Annotated in this window: 18 protein-coding genes; 11 read left to right on the top strand and 7 right to left on the bottom strand. The window is 56.6% G+C overall.

Annotated elements, in window-relative coordinates; all coding sequences use genetic code 11:
* Positions 1 to 53 precede the first annotated feature (53 nt).
* The 3 genes from rpoN to FEM03_RS19820 form a co-directional block, all read right to left on the bottom strand.
* Positions 54 to 1457 carry an RNA polymerase factor sigma-54 gene (rpoN, locus tag FEM03_RS19830; protein ID WP_138088046.1) on the bottom strand — a complete coding sequence of 468 codons (1404 nt, stop codon included), beginning with the start codon at positions 1455 to 1457 and terminating at the stop codon, positions 54 to 56.
* A gap of 98 nt (positions 1458 to 1555) precedes the next feature.
* Complete coding sequence (locus FEM03_RS19825) at positions 1556 to 2809, bottom strand: hypothetical protein (RefSeq protein WP_138088045.1); 1254 nt, start codon at positions 2807 to 2809, stop codon at positions 1556 to 1558.
* 55 nt (positions 2810 to 2864) lie between these two features.
* Positions 2865 to 4106 carry a M48 family metallopeptidase gene (locus tag FEM03_RS19820; protein WP_138088044.1) on the bottom strand — a complete coding sequence of 414 codons (1242 nt, stop codon included), beginning with the start codon at positions 4104 to 4106 and terminating at the stop codon, positions 2865 to 2867.
* A gap of 97 nt (positions 4107 to 4203) precedes the next feature.
* Between FEM03_RS19820 and FEM03_RS19815 the strand changes: the two genes are divergently transcribed.
* On the top strand, positions 4204 to 4746 hold the full coding sequence (locus FEM03_RS19815) for a hypothetical protein (RefSeq protein ID WP_138088043.1): 543 nt from the start codon (positions 4204 to 4206) through the stop codon (positions 4744 to 4746).
* A 12-nt stretch (positions 4747 to 4758) separates the two neighbouring features.
* On the opposite strand, the gene dusB is transcribed toward FEM03_RS19815, so the two are convergent.
* On the bottom strand, positions 4759 to 5799 hold the full coding sequence (dusB, locus tag FEM03_RS19810) for a tRNA dihydrouridine synthase DusB (protein ID WP_138088042.1): 1041 nt from the start codon (positions 5797 to 5799) through the stop codon (positions 4759 to 4761).
* 18 nt (positions 5800 to 5817) lie between these two features.
* On the opposite strand from dusB, the gene FEM03_RS24550 reads away from it, so the two are divergent.
* Positions 5818 to 6459, top strand: coding sequence for a DcrB/PsbP domain-containing protein (locus tag FEM03_RS24550; protein ID WP_166443015.1), 642 nt, complete (start codon positions 5818 to 5820; stop codon positions 6457 to 6459).
* Between the two features lie 189 nt (positions 6460 to 6648).
* Here FEM03_RS24550 and FEM03_RS19800 read toward each other — a convergent pair whose 3' ends face one another.
* Complete coding sequence (locus tag FEM03_RS19800) at positions 6649 to 7632, bottom strand: ThuA domain-containing protein (RefSeq protein ID WP_138088041.1); 984 nt, start codon at positions 7630 to 7632, stop codon at positions 6649 to 6651.
* 242 nt (positions 7633 to 7874) lie between these two features.
* Between FEM03_RS19800 and FEM03_RS19795 the strand changes: the two genes are divergently transcribed.
* From FEM03_RS19795 to FEM03_RS19775, 5 genes are all read left to right on the top strand, one after another.
* Positions 7875 to 8747 carry an alpha/beta hydrolase gene (locus tag FEM03_RS19795; protein ID WP_138088040.1) on the top strand — a complete coding sequence of 291 codons (873 nt, stop codon included), beginning with the start codon at positions 7875 to 7877 and terminating at the stop codon, positions 8745 to 8747.
* Positions 8748 to 8847: 100 nt separating this feature from the next.
* Positions 8848 to 9432, top strand: a complete 585-nt coding sequence (locus FEM03_RS19790) for an LURP-one-related family protein (protein ID WP_138088039.1) — start codon at positions 8848 to 8850, stop codon at positions 9430 to 9432.
* Positions 9433 to 9468: 36 nt separating this feature from the next.
* Positions 9469 to 12399, top strand: a complete 2931-nt coding sequence (locus FEM03_RS19785) for a M16 family metallopeptidase (protein WP_138088038.1) — start codon at positions 9469 to 9471, stop codon at positions 12397 to 12399.
* Between the two features lie 5 nt (positions 12400 to 12404).
* Positions 12405 to 12806 (top strand): VOC family protein, encoded by a 402-nt coding sequence (locus FEM03_RS19780; RefSeq protein WP_138088037.1) that lies wholly within the window; start codon positions 12405 to 12407, stop codon positions 12804 to 12806.
* Positions 12807 to 12886: 80 nt separating this feature from the next.
* Positions 12887 to 13918, top strand: a complete 1032-nt coding sequence (locus tag FEM03_RS19775; protein WP_138088036.1) for a metal-dependent hydrolase — start codon at positions 12887 to 12889, stop codon at positions 13916 to 13918.
* 35 nt (positions 13919 to 13953) lie between these two features.
* On the opposite strand, the gene FEM03_RS19770 is transcribed toward FEM03_RS19775, so the two are convergent.
* Both FEM03_RS19770 and tkt read right to left on the bottom strand, forming a co-directional pair.
* On the bottom strand, positions 13954 to 14856 hold the full coding sequence (locus tag FEM03_RS19770; RefSeq protein WP_138088035.1) for a hypothetical protein: 903 nt from the start codon (positions 14854 to 14856) through the stop codon (positions 13954 to 13956).
* A 94-nt stretch (positions 14857 to 14950) separates the two neighbouring features.
* Positions 14951 to 16927, bottom strand: coding sequence for a transketolase (gene tkt, locus FEM03_RS19765; protein WP_138088034.1), 1977 nt, complete (start codon positions 16925 to 16927; stop codon positions 14951 to 14953).
* Positions 16928 to 17144: 217 nt separating this feature from the next.
* Here tkt and hisG point away from each other — a divergent pair, with 217 nt between their 5' ends.
* From hisG to FEM03_RS19745, 4 genes are all read left to right on the top strand, one after another.
* Positions 17145 to 18032, top strand: a complete 888-nt coding sequence (gene hisG, locus FEM03_RS19760; RefSeq protein WP_138088033.1) for an ATP phosphoribosyltransferase — start codon at positions 17145 to 17147, stop codon at positions 18030 to 18032.
* Positions 18033 to 18102: 70 nt separating this feature from the next.
* Positions 18103 to 18207 (top strand): AURKAIP1/COX24 domain-containing protein, encoded by a 105-nt coding sequence (locus FEM03_RS25855; RefSeq protein ID WP_009965996.1) that lies wholly within the window; start codon positions 18103 to 18105, stop codon positions 18205 to 18207.
* 214 nt (positions 18208 to 18421) lie between these two features.
* The gene (locus FEM03_RS19750; protein ID WP_138088032.1) at positions 18422 to 20920 is read left to right on the top strand and encodes an MFS transporter; all 2499 of its coding nucleotides are present in this window, start codon (positions 18422 to 18424) and stop codon (positions 20918 to 20920) included.
* 58 nt (positions 20921 to 20978) lie between these two features.
* Positions 20979 to 22415 (top strand): alkaline phosphatase D family protein, encoded by a 1437-nt coding sequence (locus tag FEM03_RS19745; protein WP_138088031.1) that lies wholly within the window; start codon positions 20979 to 20981, stop codon positions 22413 to 22415.
* The last annotated feature ends 182 nt before the right edge of the window (positions 22416 to 22597 follow it).

Here is a 22597-nt window from a genome sequence, read left to right as displayed (position 1 = left end):
GCAAACAATCTATCGATTCGTCGCGACCTTAAGGTGACGGTTGAATGGATGGGTCAGGCGCTTTTGCGCAGGTGGCTCGGCAGGACGCCCATGGCTTCGCGATATTTGGCAACGGTGCGCCGGGCGACCTTGATGCCGCGGCCGAGGAGCTGTTTGACGAGCTGTTCGTCGGAATAAGGTTTCTGCGGGGGTTCGCTTTTGATGATTTCGCTGATGGCGTTTTTGACGGCGGTGTTGCTGACATCGTCGCCGCCTTCGGTGCGGACACCACTGGTGAAGAAATATTTTAGTTCGAAAACGCCGTGGGGAGTGGACATGTATTTGCCGGCAATGGCGCGGCTGACGGTGGTTTCGTGAACGCCGACGGCTTCAGCGACGGTGGCCATGTTGAGGGGCTTCAGATTGCTGGGGCCTTTGTCGAAGAAGTCCTTTTGGTGATTGAGGATTTCAACGGCGATGCGCTGGATGGTTTGCTGGCGCTGCGCGATGCTGCGGATGAGAAACTTGGCCCCACGGATTTTTTCGCGGATGTAACTGCGTGCTTCGCCACCGGTGTCGGGTTGTGCGAGGAGATCTTTGTAGGCGTTGCTGATGCGCAGCTGGGGGAGGTCGGTATTGTTCATCACCGGGACATAACCGCTGCCATTGTGGCGTTCGACGCGGATGTCGGGGGTGACGTAGTGATTGTGGGTCTGGGTGAAACCTTGGGCGGGGCGGGGGTCGAGCGATGAGACGATTTCGACGGCGCGGGAGATTTGATCAGGCGGTGCGGCGAGTTTTTTGGAAAGAACGGTGTAACGCTTGTGGGCGAGGTCTTCGAGGTGATGATCGATGATGCGGTGGGCGAGACTTGCCTTGCGGCCGCTGCGCTCAAGTTGCAAAAGGAGGCATTCGCGAAGGTTTTCGGCGGCGACACCGGCGGGTTCGAAGGATTGCACGGTTTCCTTGGCGCGGCGCAGGTCTTCGAGCGGAAGGCCGTGGCGAAGGCTGAGCTCTTCGAGAGGGGTGTGAAGGAAGCCGTCGTCATCGATGTTGCCGATGATGAATTCGGCGAGTTCGAGAAGTTTGGGATCGGTGGTGTCGGAGAGATTGAGCTGGCTGAGCAGGTGTTCCTGGAGGGTGGTTTGGGCGACGATGGAATCCATCATGAACCGATGGCGCTCGTCGTCTTCGGAGGTGCGGGGGCTGGTCTGGGCGCGGCTTTGGGCGTAATACTCGCGCCATTCTTCGTCGAGCCGGGAGAGTTCGCGGATGTCGTTGTCGGGATCTTCCTGTGCGGTGGTTTCGAGGGAGACGTCGTTGTTTTCGACTTCGAGCACCGGATTGATGGCGACTTCCAACTGGATCAGTTGCTGAAGTTCGAGGGCGGGGGCTTGCAGGATTTGCAGGCTTTGCTGCATTTGCGGCCCAATGACCTGTTTCTGCGACTGGGTCTGGTAGAGGCCTTGGCTTGACATAAGAGGAAGTGGTTAACGAGACTACCAAATCCTACTTCAAGTTATAAGCAAGCAAAATACGTGCCAGCCTGGGTAATTTAATTTTTTCCCTTGGTGCATCAGCGAGTTTTGATTTCCATGATGAACGGGCGGCGCTTATTTCCGATGCTATCAATTTTTACAAAAACGTCGACAAGATATTGCTGGTCCCAGACCATTTGCGATCCGATGTAGCGGCCGGCAGGGGTGTCGCGGGCAACGAGAAGAGAGAAAGATTCGGGCCGGGCGGAACCGTGGGAGCGGAGGGTGAGGTATAGGTTTTGGAGTTGAGGGGGAAGTTCGAAGTCGTGGGTGAGCTTGCAGATTAAGCGAAACCACCGGGCGTTGGAGCCTGATTCGGCGAGGAAGGCTTCGTAATGAAGTTCGTGGGATTGGAGAAAGAGCGGCCAGTCGATGGTGGGTTTTGAGTCGGTGTCTCGATGGAGGAGAATGAGGGTGGGGTGAGATGAGCCGACACTGGGCAGGCTCAAAAGGTGGGATTTTTGGCCACTGGGAAGAAGATGAATTAGGGTGGATTCAGGGAGGAGATCTTCGCGAAATACTGGGGAGTTTTGGAAAAAGGACTCGATGCCATCGCGATGTTTGTCGGCCTGACGGAAAAGCGGGAGGCGTTGATCGAGGGTGTTGGCGCGATTGAGCTGTCGGGCCGCTTCGATGGTCGAGATCATCATCCATGGTGCGGGTTCTTCAGCGAGATCTCGGTCGGGGGTTGGATCATTTTTAGACGTCAAATCGGTGGTTGGCAGAGATGGGATCCATGGGTCTTGAATGGTTTCAGGTTCATTGCTGGGGAGGGCAATGATGGATTGAATCTTTGCGGCGGAGGAAAGTGTCTGTAGATCGATTTCTGGAGTTGGGGTCGGAGAGGTTTGAGTGGATGGTCGCAGCATCCAGATGGCACCCAGGACGATGGCGATGATGCAGGTGATGAGGAGGGCGTTGATGCTGATGGGGGGGACGGCTTCTTCGAGGGGGAGGGAATATTCTTCGGAAGTATTGTCGAGTGGATCTTCGGGAGGCGGCAGAATGGGACTGCCATGTGGGATGGGGAAAGAGGTCGATGGTGCAGCGGCGGCGTGGTTGGTGACGGCAGGCGGCGAGGTCGGAGTTGCTGGCGGAGGGTGCGAATCGGGTAGTTTGATTAGATGTTGGGGGCGCGTGGATTCAGGGTTTGCCACGATGGGTTGAAACTGCACCCGAGGCGCGGCATGGGCGCAATGAGGGCAGGTTTCGAGAGGACCGGAACCTTGTTTGAGGGTGATGAACCGATCACGGCAATGGGGGCATTGCAGGGTGATCGGGGACTGGTTCATCGGGGTGGTGGAATCGCGACTTTTTTACAGCAAAGGCGGTGGGCCGCGAGCGGGTTCATGAATTTCCGCGCAGGGCGGCAAGACGTTCGAGCACGGGGGGATGGGAGTGGTGGAGGATGATGTGGAGGGGGTGCGGAGTGGGGTGGTTCATGTGGTCGCGGTTGAGGCGATGCAGGGCGCTTGCCAGCGGGGCGCTGTCCTGCATGGCATCGCGGGCGTAGGCATCGGCTTCAAATTCGTTTTTGCGACTGATCCACGAGCCGAATACGCCGATGAGTTCGGTGATCGGGGTGACGACGATGAAGAACAAAACAAAATTGACCGCGGTGGTGGCGGGTGCAATGCCAAATGCGGCGCTGAGGGTCTCGGAGTGAATGGCGAAGTGCAGGAGGGCGAAGAGAATGGCGTTGGTGAGGATGGAAAGGGCAAGTTGTTTGGGGACATGTCCTCGTTGCCAGTGGCCGATTTCATGGGCCAGCACGGCGAGGATTTCTTCGCGAGGATGGCTGTCGACGAGGGTGTCGAAAAGGGCGATGCGGCGGGTCTTGCCCATGCCGGTGAAGAAGGCGTTGGCTTTGCTGGAGCGGCGTGAGCCGTCGACCACGCTGACTTCGGCGACAGGGAACTTGAGGCGCTTGGCCAGGTCGATGACGGCTTGTTGAAGGCTGGCGTCTTTGAGGGGTTCGAACTTGAAGAACAGCGGCATGAGCAGTCGCGGCGCGATGAAACTCATGAGCAGGGTGAAGCTGCTGAGGGTGAGCCATCCGTAGAAGGCTGCATTTTCTACGTTGTCGAACAACCAGAGGATGAAGGCGAGCAACGGAGCCCCGAAGATGAAAGCAAGGAGGGTGCCTTTGAGTCGGTCGGTGATGAAGGTGCGGACGGTGGTTTTGTTGAAGCCAAAACGGGCTTCGATGCCGAAGGTGTCCCAGGCGTCAAAGGGCAGGCTGACCAGCGAGGTGGCCAGCCAGAGGATGCCGATGAAGGCGAGTCCTTGAAGGATGGGATGGGGGTGCAGGGTTTGGGCGTATTGATTGACCCAAGGAAATCCGCCGGCCCACCAAAAGACGAGGAAGAGACCGAGTTGAAGGCTGCGTTGCAGGATGTCGGCGCGGGATTGGGCTCCGATGTATTCGCGTAGTTTTTCCCATGCGTCCTCGTCGAGGTCGTCGCGCAGGGCTTCAGGTGGTTGGGTGCCGAGTCGGGAGAGGTTGAGGAGGCTGGTGAGGAGTTCGAGTTTGTAGAGACCGACAGTGGCGATGAGGGCGAACCAGAACCAGGGATTGGGATCAAGCATGGGAAAAGTTATTCAGAAGTTGGGGAAGGTGGACAGCATACGCGATGGAGGTGGGTTTTGTCTCCACAAAGAGAAACGCACGTGATAACATCCTGGCATGAATACGAAATGGATGGCTGGTTTGATGATGGTGCTCTTTGGCGTGGCTGGTGGGAAGCTGGAGGCCGCGGAAGGAGACATTGGCGACCATGCTTTTTTCAAGTTGATGATTGGCAAATGGATGGCCGAAGGGGAGTTCAAAGGCGCTGATGGTAATGTGCAAAAATACAGCGCGGACTGGACGGGCTCGGTCGCTGAAGATGGATCGTTTGTGGTGGAAGGAACAAGGGTGATCGGCACAACCACACAACAGTATCGTTGGGTGTTTAGTCCGGGTAGTGCGGCGGGATTGTTTGAGGGGCTGCATGAGATCGTCAATGACACGTCCAATTCTCAAAGGTTTGAGGTGTCGGCATCAGAGGCGGCGATGAGCCTGGAGATGTCAGCTTTTCTCGGCAATGGAAATGCGAAGGTGGTGGTGAAGGAGTCTTTTGTGGACGAGGCGCAAGACAAACTGCAAACCGTGGTCGAGTTCACGGATGACCAGAGCAATGTGACGTTGACGGGAACGATCAACAATGAACGACAGAAGACGCCTTGAGATCAGCTCTGCTCAGCTCAAGGCGAGGGCTGGTGCGGATTCGGTGAGGGTGTCGTGATCGTTGCCGGTCCAGCGGTTGGCGAGGTAGTCGGCGACGATGTCTTCGAGTTCGGCAAGGCTTTCGACTTTGCAGAATCGCACGCGCAGGTGTTTGCCGCCGGGCAGGCCGGAGGTGTAGGCCATCAGACGGGTGCGCATGGAGCGCAGCGTTTGTAATTCGGTCCCCTGGTAGCGGCTGGATTTCAGGGCGAGGCGGCAGTGCTGAAGAAGAAATTCGAAACGTTCTTCGTCGGTCACGGGAGCAAGGTGGGTGCCGGTCGCGAGGTAGTGTTTGGCTTCGCGGAACACCCAGGGATTGTGCATGGCGGCGCGGCCAATCATGACGCCACTGACGCCGGTTTCGTTGCGGCGCTTTTCCACGTCCTGTCCGCTGGCGATGTCGCCGTTGCCAACAACGGGGATTTTCACGGCGGCGGCGCATTCGGCAATGACTTCCCAATTTGCCAGGCCGGTGTAGCCCTGGGCGCGGGTGCGGCCGTGGATGGCGATGGCGGCGATGCCGGTGTCTTCAAGGAGTTTGCAGACGGTGACGGCGTTGATGGAGGATTCGTCCCAACCAATGCGGATCTTGGCGGTGACCGGAATCGGGACGGCTTTGACGATGCCTTCGGCCACGCTGGTGAGCAGGGGGCAGTCCTTAAGGAGAGATGATCCGCCGTTTTTGGAGACGACTTTATTGACCGGACAACCGAAGTTGATGTCGATGAAGTCGGGCTGCTTCCAGTCGATGATTTTGCGGGCGGCTTCACCCATGCGGTTGCCGTCGGCTCCGAAAAGTTGCACGCCAACGGGACGCTGGCCGTCGTCGAATTCGGTGTATTTGCGGGTGCGCTCGTCGGCCTGGAGGATGCCTTCGGCGGAGACAAATTCGGTGACCATGACATCCGCGCCAAGTTGTTTGCACATCTGGCGGAACACGACGTCGGTGATACCCGCCATGGGGGCGAGGTAAAGCGGGAAGCTGGAGGAGGAGTTGTTGAACCAGTGGGGCATGAAAAGTGGTGGGAGATTATGGCACGATTTTGGCTTTGCTCAACCTCATTGGCAGAGTTTGGGGGCGGTTGGCTCTTATACAGAAACTTCAGTCACTGCGCTTTTTTAGTCGATGAGCGTCGGTTGCTGCTTGCCATCGGTCGGTGGTCTGCGATGGTAAAAGCCATGAAACTGCTTAACCTTCTTACTATTGGAATCCTCGCCGCAGGCCTTACTGCTTGCGATCAGAAAAAAGCTGAGGCAGACAAAGCTGTCGACGAGGCAGAAAAGACTTCGTCAGAGGCGGTTGAGACTGCCAAGGAAAAAACCAGCGAAGCGCTTGACGCTGCCAAAGAGGCTGTTGCTGCAGGCATTGAAGCGGGCAAAGAGAAAATGGACGATGCCAAAATTGCTGCTGACCAGGCGGCGGACGAAGCGGCAGTGAAAGCTGCTGAAGCCAAGGCTGCCATTGAAAAAGCGGCTGCTGAAGCTGCCAAGGCTCTGGAAACCGGCATCAACAAGGTTGAAGAGGCATCGACTCCTCCTCCAGCATCCGCGCCAGCTCCAGCTCCAGCTCCTGAGCCAGCACCCGCAATTGAACCAGCTCCTGCACCCGCACCAGAACCTGCTCCGATTGCACCTTCGGCTCCTGCACCGACTCCAGCTCCTGCGGCTGAATAGTCCAGCTGGAAGCTAGTTCTTCCAAGAATAAATCTTTAGTTTAGTAAAACGGTGTCGGATTTCCGGCACCGTTTTTTTGTGGAGAACAAGCCCTGTGGAGTTGCAGGGCAAAGGAGGATCGGGTGCTGACACTGGCGAGAGGAGGTGATGTCTCGCGAAGATTCGTGTCAGGCCGTCGACCCACCGTGCTTACTTGGCGTAGTCTGCGGGCTTTCTGCCTTTGATGAAGCTGTCGAAGCCATACATGGTGGGCTGATAGGTGTCTGGAACGTCGACATTGGCTTTTGAAGGGACTTCTATGCCGGTAAAGGAAAGGACGGCGTTGACGATGAGGCGGCGCAGGCCTTCGTTGGTGAGGTCGGTCGCTGCACCCATGGTGGTGGTAAAGATTTGATTGGTGGTGCCGGCGTCATTTTTAAATTCACGGGTCCAGGCGATGGGCTGAAGGGGATCGTTCTTCTGGCCTTCGACCGGTGCGTCAGTGGGGTTCATGCCGGCCAGCACCTGGCCGAGGACGAGGATGGTGGCATCGGCGGGTGGGGCGGCGGTGTAGACGTCAGTGGTGCCGAAGATGTCGCTGACGCCGTTGAGGAGCGGATTGGTCTTCGCGGTGTCGGGAATGATGCCGCGGGTGGCTTCTTTCTTGTGGGCACCGTGGTGGGCCACCCAGGTTTCGCCAAGCACGTGTTTGCCAAAACCACCGGGCCAGGGTTCGGCTTTGGTGTTCCAGGTGTAGTAGTGAAAGGCGCTGGTTTTGTCGGTGATGTTGAAGGCGTGGGTGCTGGTGCGCAGGGCAATGATCGGTTTGCCTGCCTTCAAGTAGTCATCGAAGTGTTTCATGGCTTCGTCGGGCCAGTGGCGGAAGCGGAGGCTCATGATGACGAGGTCGGCATTGTCGAGATTTTCGGGGGCGGTAAGGCTGCTTCCTTTGTTGGGATCGACTTCTCCACTTTCATTGACCGAGAAAAGCACTGTGGTCGTGAAACCATGGTGCTCGGCAAGAAGTTTCGCGAGCATCGGCAGGGCTTCTTCGGAGCGATATTCCTCATCGCCAGCGAGGAGCACCACGTGTTTGCCCTTTCCAGGCCCGTCCTTTCCTTCAAAAGTGATCTGAGCGTGGGCAAACGATGAGAATCCGACGAGGAGGAGGGTGGAAAGAAGCAGTTTTTTCATGGCAGAAGGAGAAATGACAAGACGCGCTTTGGAGAGGCGGTCTAACAGCGAATTTGCCGTTGTAGCGGCAGTGTTTGCAAGCTTTTGTTGGGCTGACGAGGAGAATGTTTCTCCAATGATTGGGGGAATATTGACGGACAGATGAGGATTCTTCCTATTTATCTCCTTGATTGTCAGGGGTGGGATGTGGAAAAGTATTTGCTCCCACTGTGAATCTCCCGATTATCGCGCCTGCTAATTTAATGCCCACTGAAGAAGATAGAAATTTAAAGCCTGCTCCCATTGATCGCAATCGGGAGCTCCTCAAGACTGCACGTGAAGAGGTTTACAAGAGTATTGGCGGGACGCATTTGTCCGCGTATCTCTGGACGCCTGAGGGGGACAAGATCCCGCCTTATCCCATGAGCGTGATCGCCTTTTTCTTCAGCAGTGGCTGGGACAATGGTCAGGTGAGCCAGTTTGCGCCGCACTGTGTGTATTTTGCTTCTCGCGGCATGTTGGCGGTGGCGTTTGAGTATCGGGTGAGTGCCAAGCATGAATCGACTCCGCTGCATGCCATGGCAGATGCGCGTTCGGCAATGCGCTGGCTGCGTTTGAATGCCTTGGAGCTGGGGTTGAACCCTGGCAAGATCGTCGGTGCTGGTGGCAGTGGCGGGGCGCACATCATCGCTTCAGCAGCGATGCTGAAAGGTTTTGATGAGATGGGTGAGGATGATTCGATGCCGTGCAGCCCGAATGCGATGGCATTGTTTAATCCGATCTTGGACACGACGAAAAAAGGATTTGGAGCAGATCGTTTTCCAAGTCCCGACTTGGCGAAGAAGGCCAGTTTATTGAACGCGATTGGTCCGAATTTGCCGCCGACCGTGGTGTTTCACGGCACCAACGACCGGGTGGTGCCTTGTGATACTTCGGAGTATTTCGCGAAACGCATGCGGCGCAAAAAGAACCGTTGTGAGATAGTGACCTACGAAGGGCTTGGGCACGGTTTCTTCAATTTCAATGTGTCGTTTGATGTCTACCAGTCGACGTTGAATGTGTTGGATGCGTTTCTGGTGGAGGAGGGGTTTGTTGAGGCGGACCCGGATGCCAACCCAAGCTTGGAGCTTTATTGAGTGGATCATTGGATCAGCAGGGCGGTGTGATGTCTGATCTCGGCCATTTTTGCCAGTGGTGCTTGCGCGGCTGGCGTTCCCGGTCAGGTTGTGACCCACGATGAACTTTCCCCTTCAGTTGCGCTTCAAGATTCTCGCTCTGGCTCCCCAGCTTTTTGTGGAGGACGCGCAGGGCGGCACGATTTGTTATGTGAAACAGAAGCTGTTTCGCCTGAGAGAGAAGGTGGAGGTGTTCAGTGACTCGACGCGCTCGAAGTTGCTATGCACGATTCAGGCGGACCGGATCATCGATTTCAACGCGTGTTATGTGTTTCATGCGCCCGACGGGACCTTGATGGGCAAGGTGCGTCGGAAAGGAATGCGGTCGCTGTGGAGCGCGCATTATGAGGTGCTTGACGGACAGGGGGATGTGGCGTTTTCCATTCGCGAGGACAATCCGCTGGTGAAGGTGGCGGATGGGATTTTTGGAGAGATTCCGATCATTGGCTTGTTCAGCGGTTATTTGTTCAATCCGCGCTATTCCATCCTGCGTGGCGAGGAAAAAGTGATGTCGATGATCAAACATCGAGGTTTCCTTGAGTCACGTTTTGAGATTGTCCAAAATGCGCCGGTGGAGGAGTCTGATCAAATGTCGGTGATTCTTTCGTTATTGATGTTCGTTTTGCTCGAACGTTCTCGCGGCTGATGCTGTCTTTGTTCGCACTGCTTTTATTGCAACCCCATGAAATTGATCCACGTCCTGCCTGTTTTTGCCATTGCTGCGGTTTATGCAGCAATGGGTCCCTGTCTTTCCCAAGCCACTCCGGCGCCAGCATCGACGGCTCCGGCACCAGCACCGGTGCCTACTCCCTGGCCGCATGAAAAAAGCGATCTTACGCCTGACCAATCGGCGATTTGGGGTCGTTTGGACAACGGATTCCGGTATGTCATTTTGCCGAACAAGTTTCCGGTGAAGGAACGTGCCAGCATGAGACTTTACGTGGATGCCGGTTCGCTGATGGAGGAGGACGACCAGCAGGGCATGGCGCACTTTCTTGAGCACATGGCGTTCAACGGCACCAAGAATTTCCCTGCGGGGACCATGGTGGAGACATTTCAGCGGATGGGCATGGCGTTCGGGGCGGATACCAATGCGCATACTTCGTTTAAAGAGACGGTTTACAAATTGGAGCTTCCCAAAGTGGATGAGGCGATGCTGACGGATGGTTTGCGGCTGTTCCGTGATGATCTGGACGGCATGCTGCTGTCCGCTGAAGAAGTGGATCGCGAACGGGGCATCATTTTGAGTGAGAAGCTGGCCAGGGACAGCGTGGAATCGCGCATCATGGAGGAGGGCTACAAGTTTGCGCTGCCCGAATCCACCATTCCGTTTCGCATGCCGATTGGGATCGAGGAGACGATTAAAAAAATGCCTCGCGAGCGGTTTGTGGATTTTTATGAGAAGTGGTATACGCCCGAACGCTCGGTGCTGGTGGTGGTTGGGGACGTGGATGTGGCCTTGGTGGAGAAACTGATCCACAAGTATTTTGCAGACGCCGTGGCGCGTCGTGGCAACTCGCCTGATCCGAGTCTGGGCAAAGTCAGCACGGGTCGAGGATTGGTGGCGAAGCTTTACACGGACATGGAAGCTCCTGCGGTGGAACTGAGTATGGAGACGCACCGGACGCCCGATCAGAAGGCGGATTCCATTGCCAAACGTCGTGCCGACATGATTCGAAATCTGGCGGACGCCATGATCAACCAGCGTTTGTCGTTGCTGGCGAAAGAGGAGGGCACGCCATTGATCGAGGCGCAGAGTTACAATTATGAGATGTTTGAGTTTGTGGAGATCCACGGGATTTATGCGAAGAGCAAGCCTGAGGACTGGAAGCCTGCGCTGACATTGATTGAGCGTGAGCTGCGGCGGGCTGTTCAGTTTGGTTTTACTTCGGAAGAGTTTGCGGAGGCGACGGCGAATTATCTGAAAACGGTGCGTTTGCGTGCGGAGCAGAAGGACACCCGCAAGAATGCCGATCTTGCCAATGGCCTGGTGCGTCAACTCGGCCGCAAGCAGGTGTTTACTGATCCGGTGGATGATTTGAAGCGGGTGGAGATTGAGATCGCAGCGGTGACAGCCGAAGATTGTGTGGATGCTTTGCGCGACTCCTGGAGCACCAAAGACATCCAGGTGTTCGTTGGTGGAAAACTGGAGTTGCCGGAAGCCGACAAGACCATTGCCGCCGCCTTGGTGGAAAGTGCAGGTGTGCCGGTGGAGCCGCCTTCCAAGCAGGAGAAGGTGGAGTTTGCCTATCAGAATTTTGGTGAGGCTGGCAAGGTGGCGAAGAAGAACGTGGTTGAAGATCTGGGCATCGTGCAGGCGGTGTTTGAGAACGAGGTGAGGGTCAACCTGAAGAAGACGGAGTTTGAGAAAAACAGCATCCGCATGACGGTGAACTTTGGTGCTGGCAAGCTGCAGCCATCGGCGGACAAACCAGGCATCATTCCGTATGCTCAAGGCGTGTTTCAGGCCGGGGGATTGGAGAAACACAGCGCCGATGAATTGCGTCGTCTGTTCGCTGGCAAGGAAGTCGGCGTGGAGTTCGCGGTGGGTGATGATTCGTTTGTTTTGGGAGGCAAAACGACGCCCGTGGATCTCCAATCACAGTTGGAATTGCTGTGCGCTTATGTGATGGCTCCCGGATTCAGGGAAGAGGCGGATCGCCAGTTCAAACGCAATCTGGATTCAGTCTACAATGAATTGAACAAAACGGCGGAAGGGGTGATTCAGAATGAGGTGACCGGATTCATCAAAGGCAGTGATCCACGGTTCCTTTTTCCGGTTCGAGCCGTGATGGAGCAGCGGACGATGGCAGAGTTGAAGGCGTGGATGGCGGACGCATTGAAAGAGGGTTACATGGAGATCGCCATCGTCGGAGATATTGACGAGGAGAAGACGCTTGAGGCCATTGGCAAAACGTTCGGTGCGCTGCCGAAGCGACTTTCCGGACGGCCGGATGACAGCGAAGCGCGCAAGATTGCCTTCCCTAAGGAGCCGCGTCAAAAGACGTTCAATTTCACCACGGAAATCCCCCGTGCTTATGCCCTCGCGTATTGGCCGACAGCCGACATGATGGACATCAAACGCACCCGTCGGTTGGTGTTGCTTGGACAAATTTTGGACGATCGCTTGAGGTTGAAAATTCGCGAGGAATTGGGGGAAACCTACAGTCCGGCGAGTTATCACAATGCGAGTGATACGTTCACCGATTTTGGTTACATGACCGCGATGGCTTCGCTGAAACCGGAACAGGTGGCATTGGTGGAACCGATGTTCCTGGAGATCGGTGCAGAAATAGGGGCGAAGGGAATTACGGATGATGAATTCAAACGCGCGCAAGAGCCGCAGTTGCAGCAGATTGTGCAGATGCGTCGCGACAACCGTTATTGGTTGCAACGCGTGCTGGTGAACTCGCAGGCTCAAGCTTATCGCCTTGATTGGAGCAGGTCGCTGGAGAATGACATCACCACGATCAAGCGTGAAGAACTGGAGGCGCTGGCCAAGGAGTTTCTGGGAGCTGAGCGGGCAATCACGATTGGAGTGATTCCGGCTGCAGCAGCTGCTCCGGCGTCCACTTCCACGGCGCCCTCGGAAGCGCCTTCGCCTTCGTCGTAAGCGAGATGAGCGGTCGACTCATTGATCATATTGATTTGCGGGTTTCGTCGCTGGCCAAGGTAAGCGCTTTCTATGAGCGCTTGCTGCCGGAGTTGGGTTTTTCGGTGGACGCCAGAATTGAGGGATGGCTGCAGTTTGAAGCATTGGATGCGTCGGGAGAACCGGGCGCATTTTTTGGCGTGACGGAATCAGCAGGGCATGTGCCGAACGAAAACCGTGTGGCATTTTGGGCGGGTTCCGTGGAGGAGGTGGATCGGCTGGCGCGTGTGGTGGTGGAGGCAGGCGGATGTCAGATCGAAGGACCGGGATGGGAAGACAAGAGCTATTATGCGGTTTTCTTCGAAGACCCGGATGGCAACCGATTGGAGATTTGTCATCGTTTGGCGCCGGTGGGTGGAGGACAATAAATGATTTTTGGCGCATGATGCCACGGCAAACGTAATCAAGTCGCCCCGTTAAATGGGAAGAGCTTGTTTTTTGTTGATGTATGGATCCGATCACTCATGCCACGTTGGGAATTGCTTGTGCGGTGGCGCTGACCAGCAAACGCGAGTTGCGGAGGGCGGCGGCGTTGGTGGGTTTGTCGGCGGGCATGTTACCTGATGTGGACATTTTTTTCCGGTCGAGCACCGATCCTCTGTTCTCGCTGGAGTATCATCGACATTTCACGCACAGCGTGATTTTTGCTCCGGTGATCGCGCTGCTGGCGGTGGTGTTTGTGTGGGGAAGTTATCGACTCGGCGGAAAAAAGATTGAGGCTGGCCGATTGATGATTCCGGCCCTAGCGGCTGCCTTGGGTCATGGTTTTTGTGATGTGTGGACAAGTTATGGCACGAGGTCGTGGTGGCCGTTCTCAGATGAACGGGTGACGCTGGATTGGATCTCCGTGATTGATCCCGTGTTGACCCTTCCATTGCTGGTCGGAGCGGTGCTGGCATGGGTGTGGGGAAGTCAACGCACGGCAGGGGTGGCTCTGGCAGGAGTGGCGATCTATTTAAGTCTGTGCCAGGTCCAAAAGTCACGGGCCGAGGTAGCGTTGCAGGATTGGCTGGCGAAAGAGGGATTGCCGATGCCGGATCGTTCCACGGTGAAACCTTCGATGGGCAACATCATCGTCTGGCGCGGGATGGTCGTGCACGGGCAAACGTTCAGGGTGGTGGCGCTCCGATGTGGTATTAGCGGACCCGTGAAACTGCTGGCGGGGGAGAGTCAGTCGATGTTCCGTTCCGACCAGGAAGCGGTGGAGGCATTGGGCTTGCCGGAAGGAAGCGTGCAGGCGCGAGCGGTGCAGCGTTTTTCCCATTTTTCCGACGGCTGGATCGGTATGCATCCAAGTGATACCCAGACGATTGGGGATCTGCGCTATGCCGCGATGCCAAATGAGGTCTTGCCATTGTGGGGCATTCGGTTGAACGCACAAACCCCCGATGCGCCGGTGGGGTTGAGCTACTTCCGCGAGATCAAGGAAGGGGATTTGGAAAGGTTCTGGGGGATGATCAGGGGTGAAGGGTGGCCTTGAGTAGGTTAGGGGCTGGAGAAAAGTTTGGATGCCTCCTAAAGCTCGTAATCGTTGATACCAGCGAACGGATCGTGCTCGGACAGGAACCCCGTGGACGTCCATTGACGCGCTCTATCGACGGTGAATTTCAAGATCGGCAGTTGCTTGAGGAGAGTAGGAGGAATCAGGCCAACCAAGGCATCAATGATGGTGGGTTCGTTTGCCTCGGTGCGCATGATGTTCCCTTTATGAAGGTCTCCGAGGCACCAAGGTTGATCGTTGTGCCAAAAGACCCAAAATCCCCGGGCAGAAAGACCCTTGGCCGAGAGGGCCTTTATGGCAATTGCCGCTGCGCTTTGATCAGAGTCAAAGTCATTAAAGGGCTTGCATTGGGGCTGTTTGACTAATAAGAAATCGCCTGAGTCGGCAAGGCCGATGATTTCGGTGTGACAGGCTCCGGCTTCATGCAGGATCATGAGTTTTTCCAGGGTATCTTCCAGCGTGGCATCCGTCGTTGCTACGCGGCATTCCCTGTCTTCATCCGGTTCGAGGTGAATGGTTTTGCCCAAAGCGCCGGTGCTGCGCAGATCGAAGGTTTTGTAGACGCAACTTGCCGCCTGATCCAGCCAAGCGGTGGCTTCTGCACCTGTGCCAAGACGAATGAGATCAGGAGAATATTGAATGCCATCCCGATCGGCGTGAATGCCGAGAGACTTTAGCGAGATCAGTGGGACGTCCCATGTGATGGCGTTTCCGGCAAGAAGGGCTGCCCAAACATCAACCGAAAGCGGTTTCCGGGATGCAATTTGTCGAGATAACGCCTGGATTCCACGCGTTCGGCGTCGGTTAAGGGCAGTGCAAGCTGCTCGTAATCCATCCCCGCAGGCGTCAAGGTGGATGGTGGTGGGGCGACCTGTGCGGAGGTCGAGGTAGAGTTGGTCTGCTGTGTGTTCATTCAAGGCAGAGGTGCCTCCTCTATGACGCAAAGATTAAACTAAAACTCCCATTCGTCAACGAGACCAATGGGAGTTTCATGATGTTGGATCTGAGCGCTTACTTCGCGGCGGCGACGACGGATTCGGCGGTGATGCCGAGTTCCTTGAAGACGGTGTTGCCGGGGGCACTGATGCCGAAACGGTCGATGCCGATGATTTTGCCTTCGGTGCCGACGTATTTCCACCAGAGGGCGGTGACACCGGCTTCGATGGCGATGCGTTTGGTGACGCTCGGTGGGAGGACTTCGTCTTTGTAGGACTGGGACTGGCGGTCGAAGCGCTCGAAGCAGGGCATGGAGACGACGCGGACGCCTTCACCGAGTTCCTTGGCGGCGTTGACAGCCCACTGAACTTCTGAGCCGGTGGCGAGAAGGATGGTTTTCAATTCGCCGGTTTCATTGATGAGGACATAACCGCCTTTGAGGGTGCCTTGGCGTCGGGTGTCGGCGCTGGCGGAGCCTTGGTTGGGGATGTCCTGACGGGTGAGGGCGAGGAGCGTTGGTCCGTCGTGGCGGGAGAAGGCGGCGGCAAAGGCGGCGGCGGCTTCTTCGGAGTCGCCGGGGCGGATGACGTCGAGGTTGGGGATGATGCGCAGACCGCTGACGGTTTCGACGGGCTGGTGGGTGGGGCCGTCTTCACCGACACCAACGGAGTCGTGGGTGAAGATGTAGGTGACGGGGAGTTTGCTTAGCGCGGCGAGGCGGATGCTCGGGCGGCAGTAGTCGGCAAACACGAGGAAGGTGGCACCGCTGCCGAGGAACAGTCCGTCATAAGCAATGCCGTTGCAGATGGCGCCCATGGCGTGCTCGCGAATGCCGAACCAGATGTTGCGGCCGAGTGGGTTTTCGGCGGAGAAATCGCCGCCGTCCTTGATGTAGTTTTTGGTGGAGCCGAAGAGATCGGCGCTGCCGGTGATGATTTGTGGAACCGACTTGGCGATGTGATTGAGGATCTCGCCGCCGCTGTTGCGAGTGGCGGCTTTGCCATCGGCAGGGGACTCGGGGATGAGTTTAAGAAGGGTGTCGGCGTCGAGAGGTTGTTGTGAGGCGTCGAGTTCGGCTTTGAGCTCCGGATTGGCGGCGGCCCAGGCGTCGAAGGTGGATTGCCAGGTGGCTTGGGCTTCGGCGCGTTTGGCTTTGAGGTCGGAGAAATAAGCTTTCACTTCGTCGCTAACGTAGAAGTGGCTGCCTTCGGGAAGACCGAGGCCTTTCTTGGCGGCGTCGACAAACTTGGCTCCGCCTTCACCGTGGCCTTTGGCAGTGCCAGCGACTTCGGGGATGCCTTTGCCGATGAGGGTGCGGGCGATGATGAACTTGGGTTTGCCGTTGTCGGAGTTTTTGGAAACTTCGATGGCGTCTTTCACGGCGTCGATGTCGTGTCCGTCGACGGTGATGACGTCCCAGCCGAGGGCGGTCCACATGGCGGCGGTGTTTTCGCTCTGGGTGACCTTGGCCATGGCGTCGAGGGTGACGTCGTTGGAGTCGAAAATGAGGATGAGGTTGTCGAGTCCGTTGTGAGCGGCGAAGGCGGCGGCTTCACGGGCGACACCTTCCTGCAAGCAGCCGTCACCGGCGAGGGCGACGATGTGGTGGTTGAAGATGGTGTGGTCGGCGGTGTTGTATTTCGCTGCGGCGCGTTTGCCGGAGAGGGCGAAGCCGACGGCGTTGCCGACGCCTTGTCCGAGAGGGCCGGTGGTGCATTCGACACCGACGGTTTCGAAAGATTCGGGGTGCCCCGGGGTCTTGCTGTGAAGCTGGCGGAAATTGGAAACCTCTTCGATGGAGAGGTCGTAACCGCTGAGGTGCAACCAGGAGTAGATGAACATGGAGCCGTGGCCGGCGCTGAGGATGAAGCGGTCGCGGTTGAGCCATTTGGGTTTGGCGGGGTCGAAGACGAGGGATTCACCGAACAGGACAGCGCCGACTTCAGCGGCTCCGAGCGGGAGACCGAGGTGACCGGAGTTGCTTTTGTGGACGGCGTCCATGGCGAGACCACGGGCTTCGTTGGCGGCTTGGGCAAGGATGGCTTTGTTCATTGAGTGTTGGAAAGTTCGGATAAGTAAGTGGCCTGGAACGCGGGGGTTTGTCCGCAAAAACGCGGCCTGTTACATACTGGAGGGGAGGGCGGATGCAACTGGGAATGCATGAGACGTTCGTCATCTCATTCATGGGTTGAATGAAAATTCTTGTAAATTTCTGCTGGCCAAGCACGGGAGCGTGTGTAGGCTGCCTGCCCCCTTTCACCGACCCAACATGTCAGACAAATCCACCCAACTTCTCCGCATCGGACTGCCCAAAGGCAGTTTGCAGGAGCCGACGATGGATTTGTTTAACCGGGCGGGTTACAACATTATTGCGCATTCGCGGTCGTATCGGCCGAGTGTGGATGACAAGGAGCTGGAGATCCGTTTGCTGCGTGCGCAGGAGATTGGTCGTTATGTGGATCTCGGATTTTTGGACTGCGGGATCACCGGGCGCGACTGGATTGCGGAGAATGGGGCCGATGTGGAAGTGGTGGCGGATCTGCGTTACAGCAAGGCGACCTCGTTGCCAACGCGCTGGGTGTTGGTGGTGCCGGAAGATTCGCCGATCAAGACGGTGCAGGATTTGCAGGGCAAACGCATCGCGACTGAAGCGATGGGATTGACGAAGACCTATTTGGAAAAGCACGGCGTGCAGGCGGACATCGAGTTCTCCTGGGGTGCGACCGAAGTGAAGGTGCCGGAGTTGGTAGATGCGATTGTCGACATCACTGAGACGGGATCCTCGCTGCGGGCGAACAAGCTGCGCATTGTGGACACGTTGATGGAGAGCTATCCCCAGTTTGTCAGCAGCAAGGCGGCTTACCTTGATCCCTGGAAGCGCAAGAAGATGGAGCGACTGGCGTTGCTTTTGAATGGGGCGCTTGAGGCACGTTACAAAGTGGGCTTGAAGCTCAACCTGCCAGAGCACAAGCTGGAGGCGATGCTGCATCAGTTGCCATCGTTGCGCAGACCGACGATTTCACATCTGGCCGGTGGTGGCTGGGTGGCGGTTGAAACGATCATCGATGAGTCGGTGGTGCGTGAGATCATCCCCGAGCTCAAGGCACTGGGTGCCGAGGGCATTATTGAATATCCATTGAACAAGGTGGTGCACTGACCGCGTTGTCTAATTCCGAATTTCCCAATTTCCCTAAACCGAAACAAAGCAAAACAGAAAACCAACAAACATGGGCTCGCTCAAGAAGCGTCGTAAGACGAAAATCAACAAACATAAACGCAAAAAACGCATGAAGGCGAATCGCCACAAAAAACGTTTGCGTTACAAGAGCTAGCCCGCGCGGCTCGCGACCGGTGGAGATCGGTCGATGCAAAGCTCGCAACGCTCCATTTCCAGGCTTTCCCAAGCGTGTCGACAGCAGTCGACGCGCTTGGTGTGTTTGTGTTTGGGGCCGTGAACCGGATCTGCTTTTCGAGGGCGAATATCCGTGGGCATAGGAGAGAAAAATCGGTTGGTGAAGATGGGGGAAGGTGTATGGATGGCGCTGCATGATTTCGTCGGCTGATGCTTTTGATTCGAAGGTTCTGGATGAGGCGGAGAAGCTGCCGCCGAGGAACCAGTTGTCGTATGTGACGATGCTGGTGACGCAGGGGGCGACGGCGTTCACGGACAATTTTGTGAAGATGCTGATGGTGGCGTTCGCCGGGGCGGTGGCGTTGGGGACGGATATCGGGGATTCGATGCAGGTCTATTTGGGAATTATTTTTTCGATTCCGTATATCATTTTCTCGCCCGTGGCGGGGTGGATGAGTGACCGGTATTCAAAGCAGCGGATGATGTTCTGGACGCTGGGGATGCAGACGGTGGGATTTGTGTTTTTCCTCGGGGCGCTGTCGGTGGGGGAGACGCAGTGGACGTTATGGCTGAGTTTGGGGTGTTTCTTTTTGGTGGCGACGCAATCGGCTTTTTTTAGTCCGGCGAAGTTTGGGATTTTGAAGGAGTTGATTGGTTCGCGCCGGTTGGGGAGTGGCAGTGGGATGATGCAGATGCTGAATCTGGCGGGGACACTGGCGGGAATGTGGGCGGGTCCGACGTGGTTTAAACATCGGCTGGAGTCGGGCGATGATGCGTGGTCGGCGGTGTGGTGGCCGATGTTGATGATGACGGGGCTGTCATTGATTCCGATGATGATGTCGTTATGGATTCAGCGCACGCCGGAGCGGCGGGAGTTGAAGTTTGATCGTTCGATCTGGTGGGAGCATGTGGTGAATTTGAAGCTGATTTTCAAGGATCGGCCAATCATGCTGGCGGCGTTGGGGGGGTCGTATTTTTGGTTTTTGTCGAATGCGTTGGGAAGCATTTTGGTGACGTTGAGTCATGAATTGCATCCGTTGGACAAGGCGGCGGCGTCGGGGGCGATGGCGATGATGCCAGCGATGCTGGGGGTGGGGATTGTGGTGGGGAGTTTGCTGGCGGGGTTGATTTCACGGAAGCGGATTGAGCTGGGATTGGTGCCGTTGTCCGGCTTGGTGTTGTCGGCTTCGTTGATGGTGGTGGGCGGGTTCTCCGAGGTGAGCCTGCTGTTGCATGGCGGCCTGATTTTGATTGGGGTGGCGGGGGGATGTTTTATGGCACCCTTGTATGCATTTGTGCAGGACCGGGCGAAGCCGGAGGAGCGGGCGCGGGTGATGGCGTCTTTGAATTTGATGGATTGTGTGGCGGCGATCGTGGTGAACCTTTTGGTGGTGAAGCCGATGATGATGATGGGGCTTTCGGCGACGACGCAGATTTTGGTGCTGGCGCCGCTGACGTTTTTGGCGGCGATGTATATCATGCGGATTCTACCGCGGCGGTTTTTACACTTGGTGGCGAGCTGGGTGATCCGGCTTTGTTACCGGGTGAGGGCGGTGAATCCAGATCGGTTGCCACTGGAGGGCGGGGTGTTGGTGGTGCCGAATCATGTGAGTTATGCGGATGCGCTGATGATTGGTCTGGCGTGCCGACGCGATGTGCGGTTTGTGATGCTGGACACGCTGTATCACATTAAAGCGATTACCTGGGGGCTGAAGATTTTTGGCACGGTGCCGATTTCTTCGACGAAGCCGCGTGAGGCGATCCGCACGGTCTCAGAGGCGTTGAAGGCGGGTCAGGCCGTGGTGTTGTTTGCTGAGGGTCAGTTGACGCGCACGGGGTTTGTGAATGAACTCTACAAGGGGTTTGAGCTGATGGCGCGGGTGGGTGGTGGGGCGAAGGTGCAGCCGGTGTGGTTGGACGGGTTGTGGGGCAGTTTGTTTTCTTTTGATGGTGGGAAGTTTTTCAAAAAGATGCCGAAGCGGTTTCGGCATGGAATTGGGGTTTGGTTTGGGGAGCTGATTGAGGCGGGTGAGGTGAATCCGCTGAGGATGCGGGAGGAATTGTCGGCTTTGGGTCAGCAGGCGTTTGCGCAGCGGGTGTCGAGGAGGAAGCCCTTGCCTGGAGTGGATCGCGTGGCGTGGGTGAATGCGTTGCGGATCATTGACACGTCGTTGCTGAACGGGATTGAAACGGTGGTCTGCGGGTTCCCGCGTGAGCATGTGATGGGGCAGACGTTTGGGGTGGCGCTGGCGGAGATGAAGCGGTTGAGGGTGGTTTGGGGTTTGGCGGGGATGGGTGGGTTGAATGCGGATGAAGTGTTGGTGGTAGATGAGGCCGGAGGGTTGAAGGCGGGCGATTTTTTAGGGGCGCGAGTGCTGGGGTCGATGAAGGTGGGTGGGGAAGTCGAGGCGGGTGAAGGGGTGTTGCCGGCGATGTTTGATGCGGAATCGGGGACCTTATTGTCGCTGTCGGTTCCGCATCCGCCGATGCCGAAGGGGGAAGAGGATTTGATGCATGGCTGGAGGCCGGGTGGTTTTGGCCATGTGTTGAATGGGTTGAGTGTGAAGGTGGAGAGTGACGGGGTTTTCGTAGGTGGGCTTGGAGGGGATGTGAATGGGGAGATGAGAGTGAAGGTAATGGGGATGCGCCTGGATGATGAGGGTTTTTTTGAAAGGATGAAGGATGAAGGATGAGGGATAAAGGAATGAGGGGCGGTGAAAGAGGTGAGGTGGTTGGTGTGTTGGTTTAGGCATGAGCATGACACGACGGGGATTTTTGGTGGCGGGTTCGGCATTGCCGATGGCGGTGGGGTCAGCGCAGGGGAAGGAACCGAAGAAGGAAAAGGTGAATCCGATTGCGGTGGCGGCGAAGAAACCGAAGCCGGAGATCCCGCCGTTGGTGAAGATTGAGGGACCGCCTTGTCTTGTTGCGGGGCCGATGTTGGGTCATTTGGGCGCTTCGGAGGCGTGGATCTGGGTGAGGGCGTCGAAGGGAGCTTCGTGGAAGGTATTGGTGAGTGAGAATGCGGATTTTGTTGGAGCGATTGAGGTCGAGGGAGGTTTGATTGATGAGTCGACGGCATTCACGTCAGGTGTGTGTGTGAAGGGATTGAAAGCTTCGACGCGGTATTTTTATAGGGTGCTTTTTGATGGTCGGGAGGTGAGTGCTTTGCCTGCAGCGAGTTTTGTCACGGCATTGCCGGAGGGGGAACGAGGAAAGTTGCGGATCGCTTTTAGTTCTTGCGCAGGGCGGATGCCGGTGGATTCAGCGGCGACTTTTGGAGAGATGTCGGCGCGGGCGGATTTTGATTTGCTGTTGATGCTGGGGGACAATCATTATGCGGACAGCACGGATCTGGAACGATTGAGATTGTATTACACGGCGCACCGGCAGTTGGCAGGATTCCGGGAGCTGACGGCGCGGTGTCCGATTTATGCGATCTGGGATGATCACGATTATGGGCCGAACGACAGTGATTCGACCGCCGAGGGCAAGGAACAGTCGTTGCAGGCGTTTCGAGAGTATTGGCGGAATCCGGTGAGGGTGGAGGAGGCGGAAGATCCGGCGATTTATTATGCGTTTGAGCGCTCAGGGGTGGAGTTTTTTATGTTGGATGTGCGTTGGCATCGGAGTCCAAACAGGATGGAGGATGGACCGGACAAGACGATGCTGGGAGCAACGCAACTGGCGTGGTTGAAAACGAGGCTGAAGGCGAGCAAGGCGGCGGTGAAGGTGCTGGCGAGTGGGAGTGAGTGGCAGTCAAATGGACACAAGGACAGCTGGACGAGTTTCAAGCACGAGAGGGAGCCGTTTTTTGACTGGCTGGAGGCGGAGAAGATTGAAGGGGTGGTATTCGTGTCTGGCGACCGGCATTTTTCCGGAGGGTATCATATTCGAAACCGCTGGCCGGAGTTTACGGCGGGACCGTTGGGGAGTCCGAATGAGCGGAATGGAAAGGCGGTGGTGAATGCGGAGACATTCACCGTTCGCTACGATGGGAAGATGTGGATGGTGCTCGATGTGGATGCCTCGATGCAGCCAGCAAAGGTCAGTTACGAAATTTGGGAGGCCAGCGAGGGACTAATTGAATCGAGGGAGCTTCCGCCTGAGGTAGTTAGGGGCGAGAAGACGGTGATGGAGAGATCGCCGTTCGTGCGGGAAATTTTGGCGGCGCGGGGGGAGGGGTGAGGGGACCGGGACGATGAAGCGACAGGCTACAAGCCTGTCTCACCCACAGGCTGCAAGCCCATAAGCATATACCTAAAGGTTGAAGTATGCATTGAGCTGGCTATGTTGGCTGATGCAACCGCGAACTTTGGTCGAGGATGAGTGGGAGGTGCTGCGGCACTTTCTTCCTGAAAACTTGGATG

Source organism: Phragmitibacter flavus (assembly GCF_005780165.1).
Classification (GTDB): domain Bacteria; phylum Verrucomicrobiota; class Verrucomicrobiia; order Verrucomicrobiales; family Verrucomicrobiaceae; genus Phragmitibacter; species Phragmitibacter flavus.
This window is presented reverse-complemented; position numbering and strand designations above follow the sequence as displayed.

What these genes read in the sequence shown, in the direction of transcription:
- rpoN (WP_138088046.1), bottom strand. Translation starts at nt 1,457, where the DNA reads ATGTCAAGCCAAGGCCTCTACCAGACCCAGTCGCAGAAACAGGTCATT.
- FEM03_RS19825 (WP_138088045.1), bottom strand. Translation starts at nt 2,809, where the DNA reads ATGAACCAGTCCCCGATCACCCTGCAATGCCCCCATTGCCGTGATCGG.
- FEM03_RS19820 (WP_138088044.1), bottom strand. Translation starts at nt 4,106, where the DNA reads ATGCTTGATCCCAATCCCTGGTTCTGGTTCGCCCTCATCGCCACTGTC.
- FEM03_RS19815 (WP_138088043.1), top strand. Translation starts at nt 4,204, where the DNA reads ATGAATACGAAATGGATGGCTGGTTTGATGATGGTGCTCTTTGGCGTG.
- dusB (WP_138088042.1), bottom strand. Translation starts at nt 5,799, where the DNA reads ATGCCCCACTGGTTCAACAACTCCTCCTCCAGCTTCCCGCTTTACCTC.
- FEM03_RS24550 (WP_166443015.1), top strand. Translation starts at nt 5,818, where the DNA reads ATGGCACGATTTTGGCTTTGCTCAACCTCATTGGCAGAGTTTGGGGGC.
- FEM03_RS19800 (WP_138088041.1), bottom strand. Translation starts at nt 7,632, where the DNA reads ATGAAAAAACTGCTTCTTTCCACCCTCCTCCTCGTCGGATTCTCATCG.
- FEM03_RS19795 (WP_138088040.1), top strand. Translation starts at nt 7,875, where the DNA reads ATGCCCACTGAAGAAGATAGAAATTTAAAGCCTGCTCCCATTGATCGC.
- FEM03_RS19790 (WP_138088039.1), top strand. Translation starts at nt 8,848, where the DNA reads ATGAACTTTCCCCTTCAGTTGCGCTTCAAGATTCTCGCTCTGGCTCCC.
- FEM03_RS19785 (WP_138088038.1), top strand. Translation starts at nt 9,469, where the DNA reads ATGAAATTGATCCACGTCCTGCCTGTTTTTGCCATTGCTGCGGTTTAT.
- FEM03_RS19780 (WP_138088037.1), top strand. Translation starts at nt 12,405, where the DNA reads ATGAGCGGTCGACTCATTGATCATATTGATTTGCGGGTTTCGTCGCTG.
- FEM03_RS19775 (WP_138088036.1), top strand. Translation starts at nt 12,887, where the DNA reads ATGGATCCGATCACTCATGCCACGTTGGGAATTGCTTGTGCGGTGGCG.
- tkt (WP_138088034.1), bottom strand. Translation starts at nt 16,927, where the DNA reads ATGAACAAAGCCATCCTTGCCCAAGCCGCCAACGAAGCCCGTGGTCTC.
- hisG (WP_138088033.1), top strand. Translation starts at nt 17,145, where the DNA reads ATGTCAGACAAATCCACCCAACTTCTCCGCATCGGACTGCCCAAAGGC.
- FEM03_RS25855 (WP_009965996.1), top strand. Translation starts at nt 18,103, where the DNA reads ATGGGCTCGCTCAAGAAGCGTCGTAAGACGAAAATCAACAAACATAAA.
- FEM03_RS19750 (WP_138088032.1), top strand. Translation starts at nt 18,422, where the DNA reads ATGATTTCGTCGGCTGATGCTTTTGATTCGAAGGTTCTGGATGAGGCG.
- FEM03_RS19745 (WP_138088031.1), top strand. Translation starts at nt 20,979, where the DNA reads ATGAGCATGACACGACGGGGATTTTTGGTGGCGGGTTCGGCATTGCCG.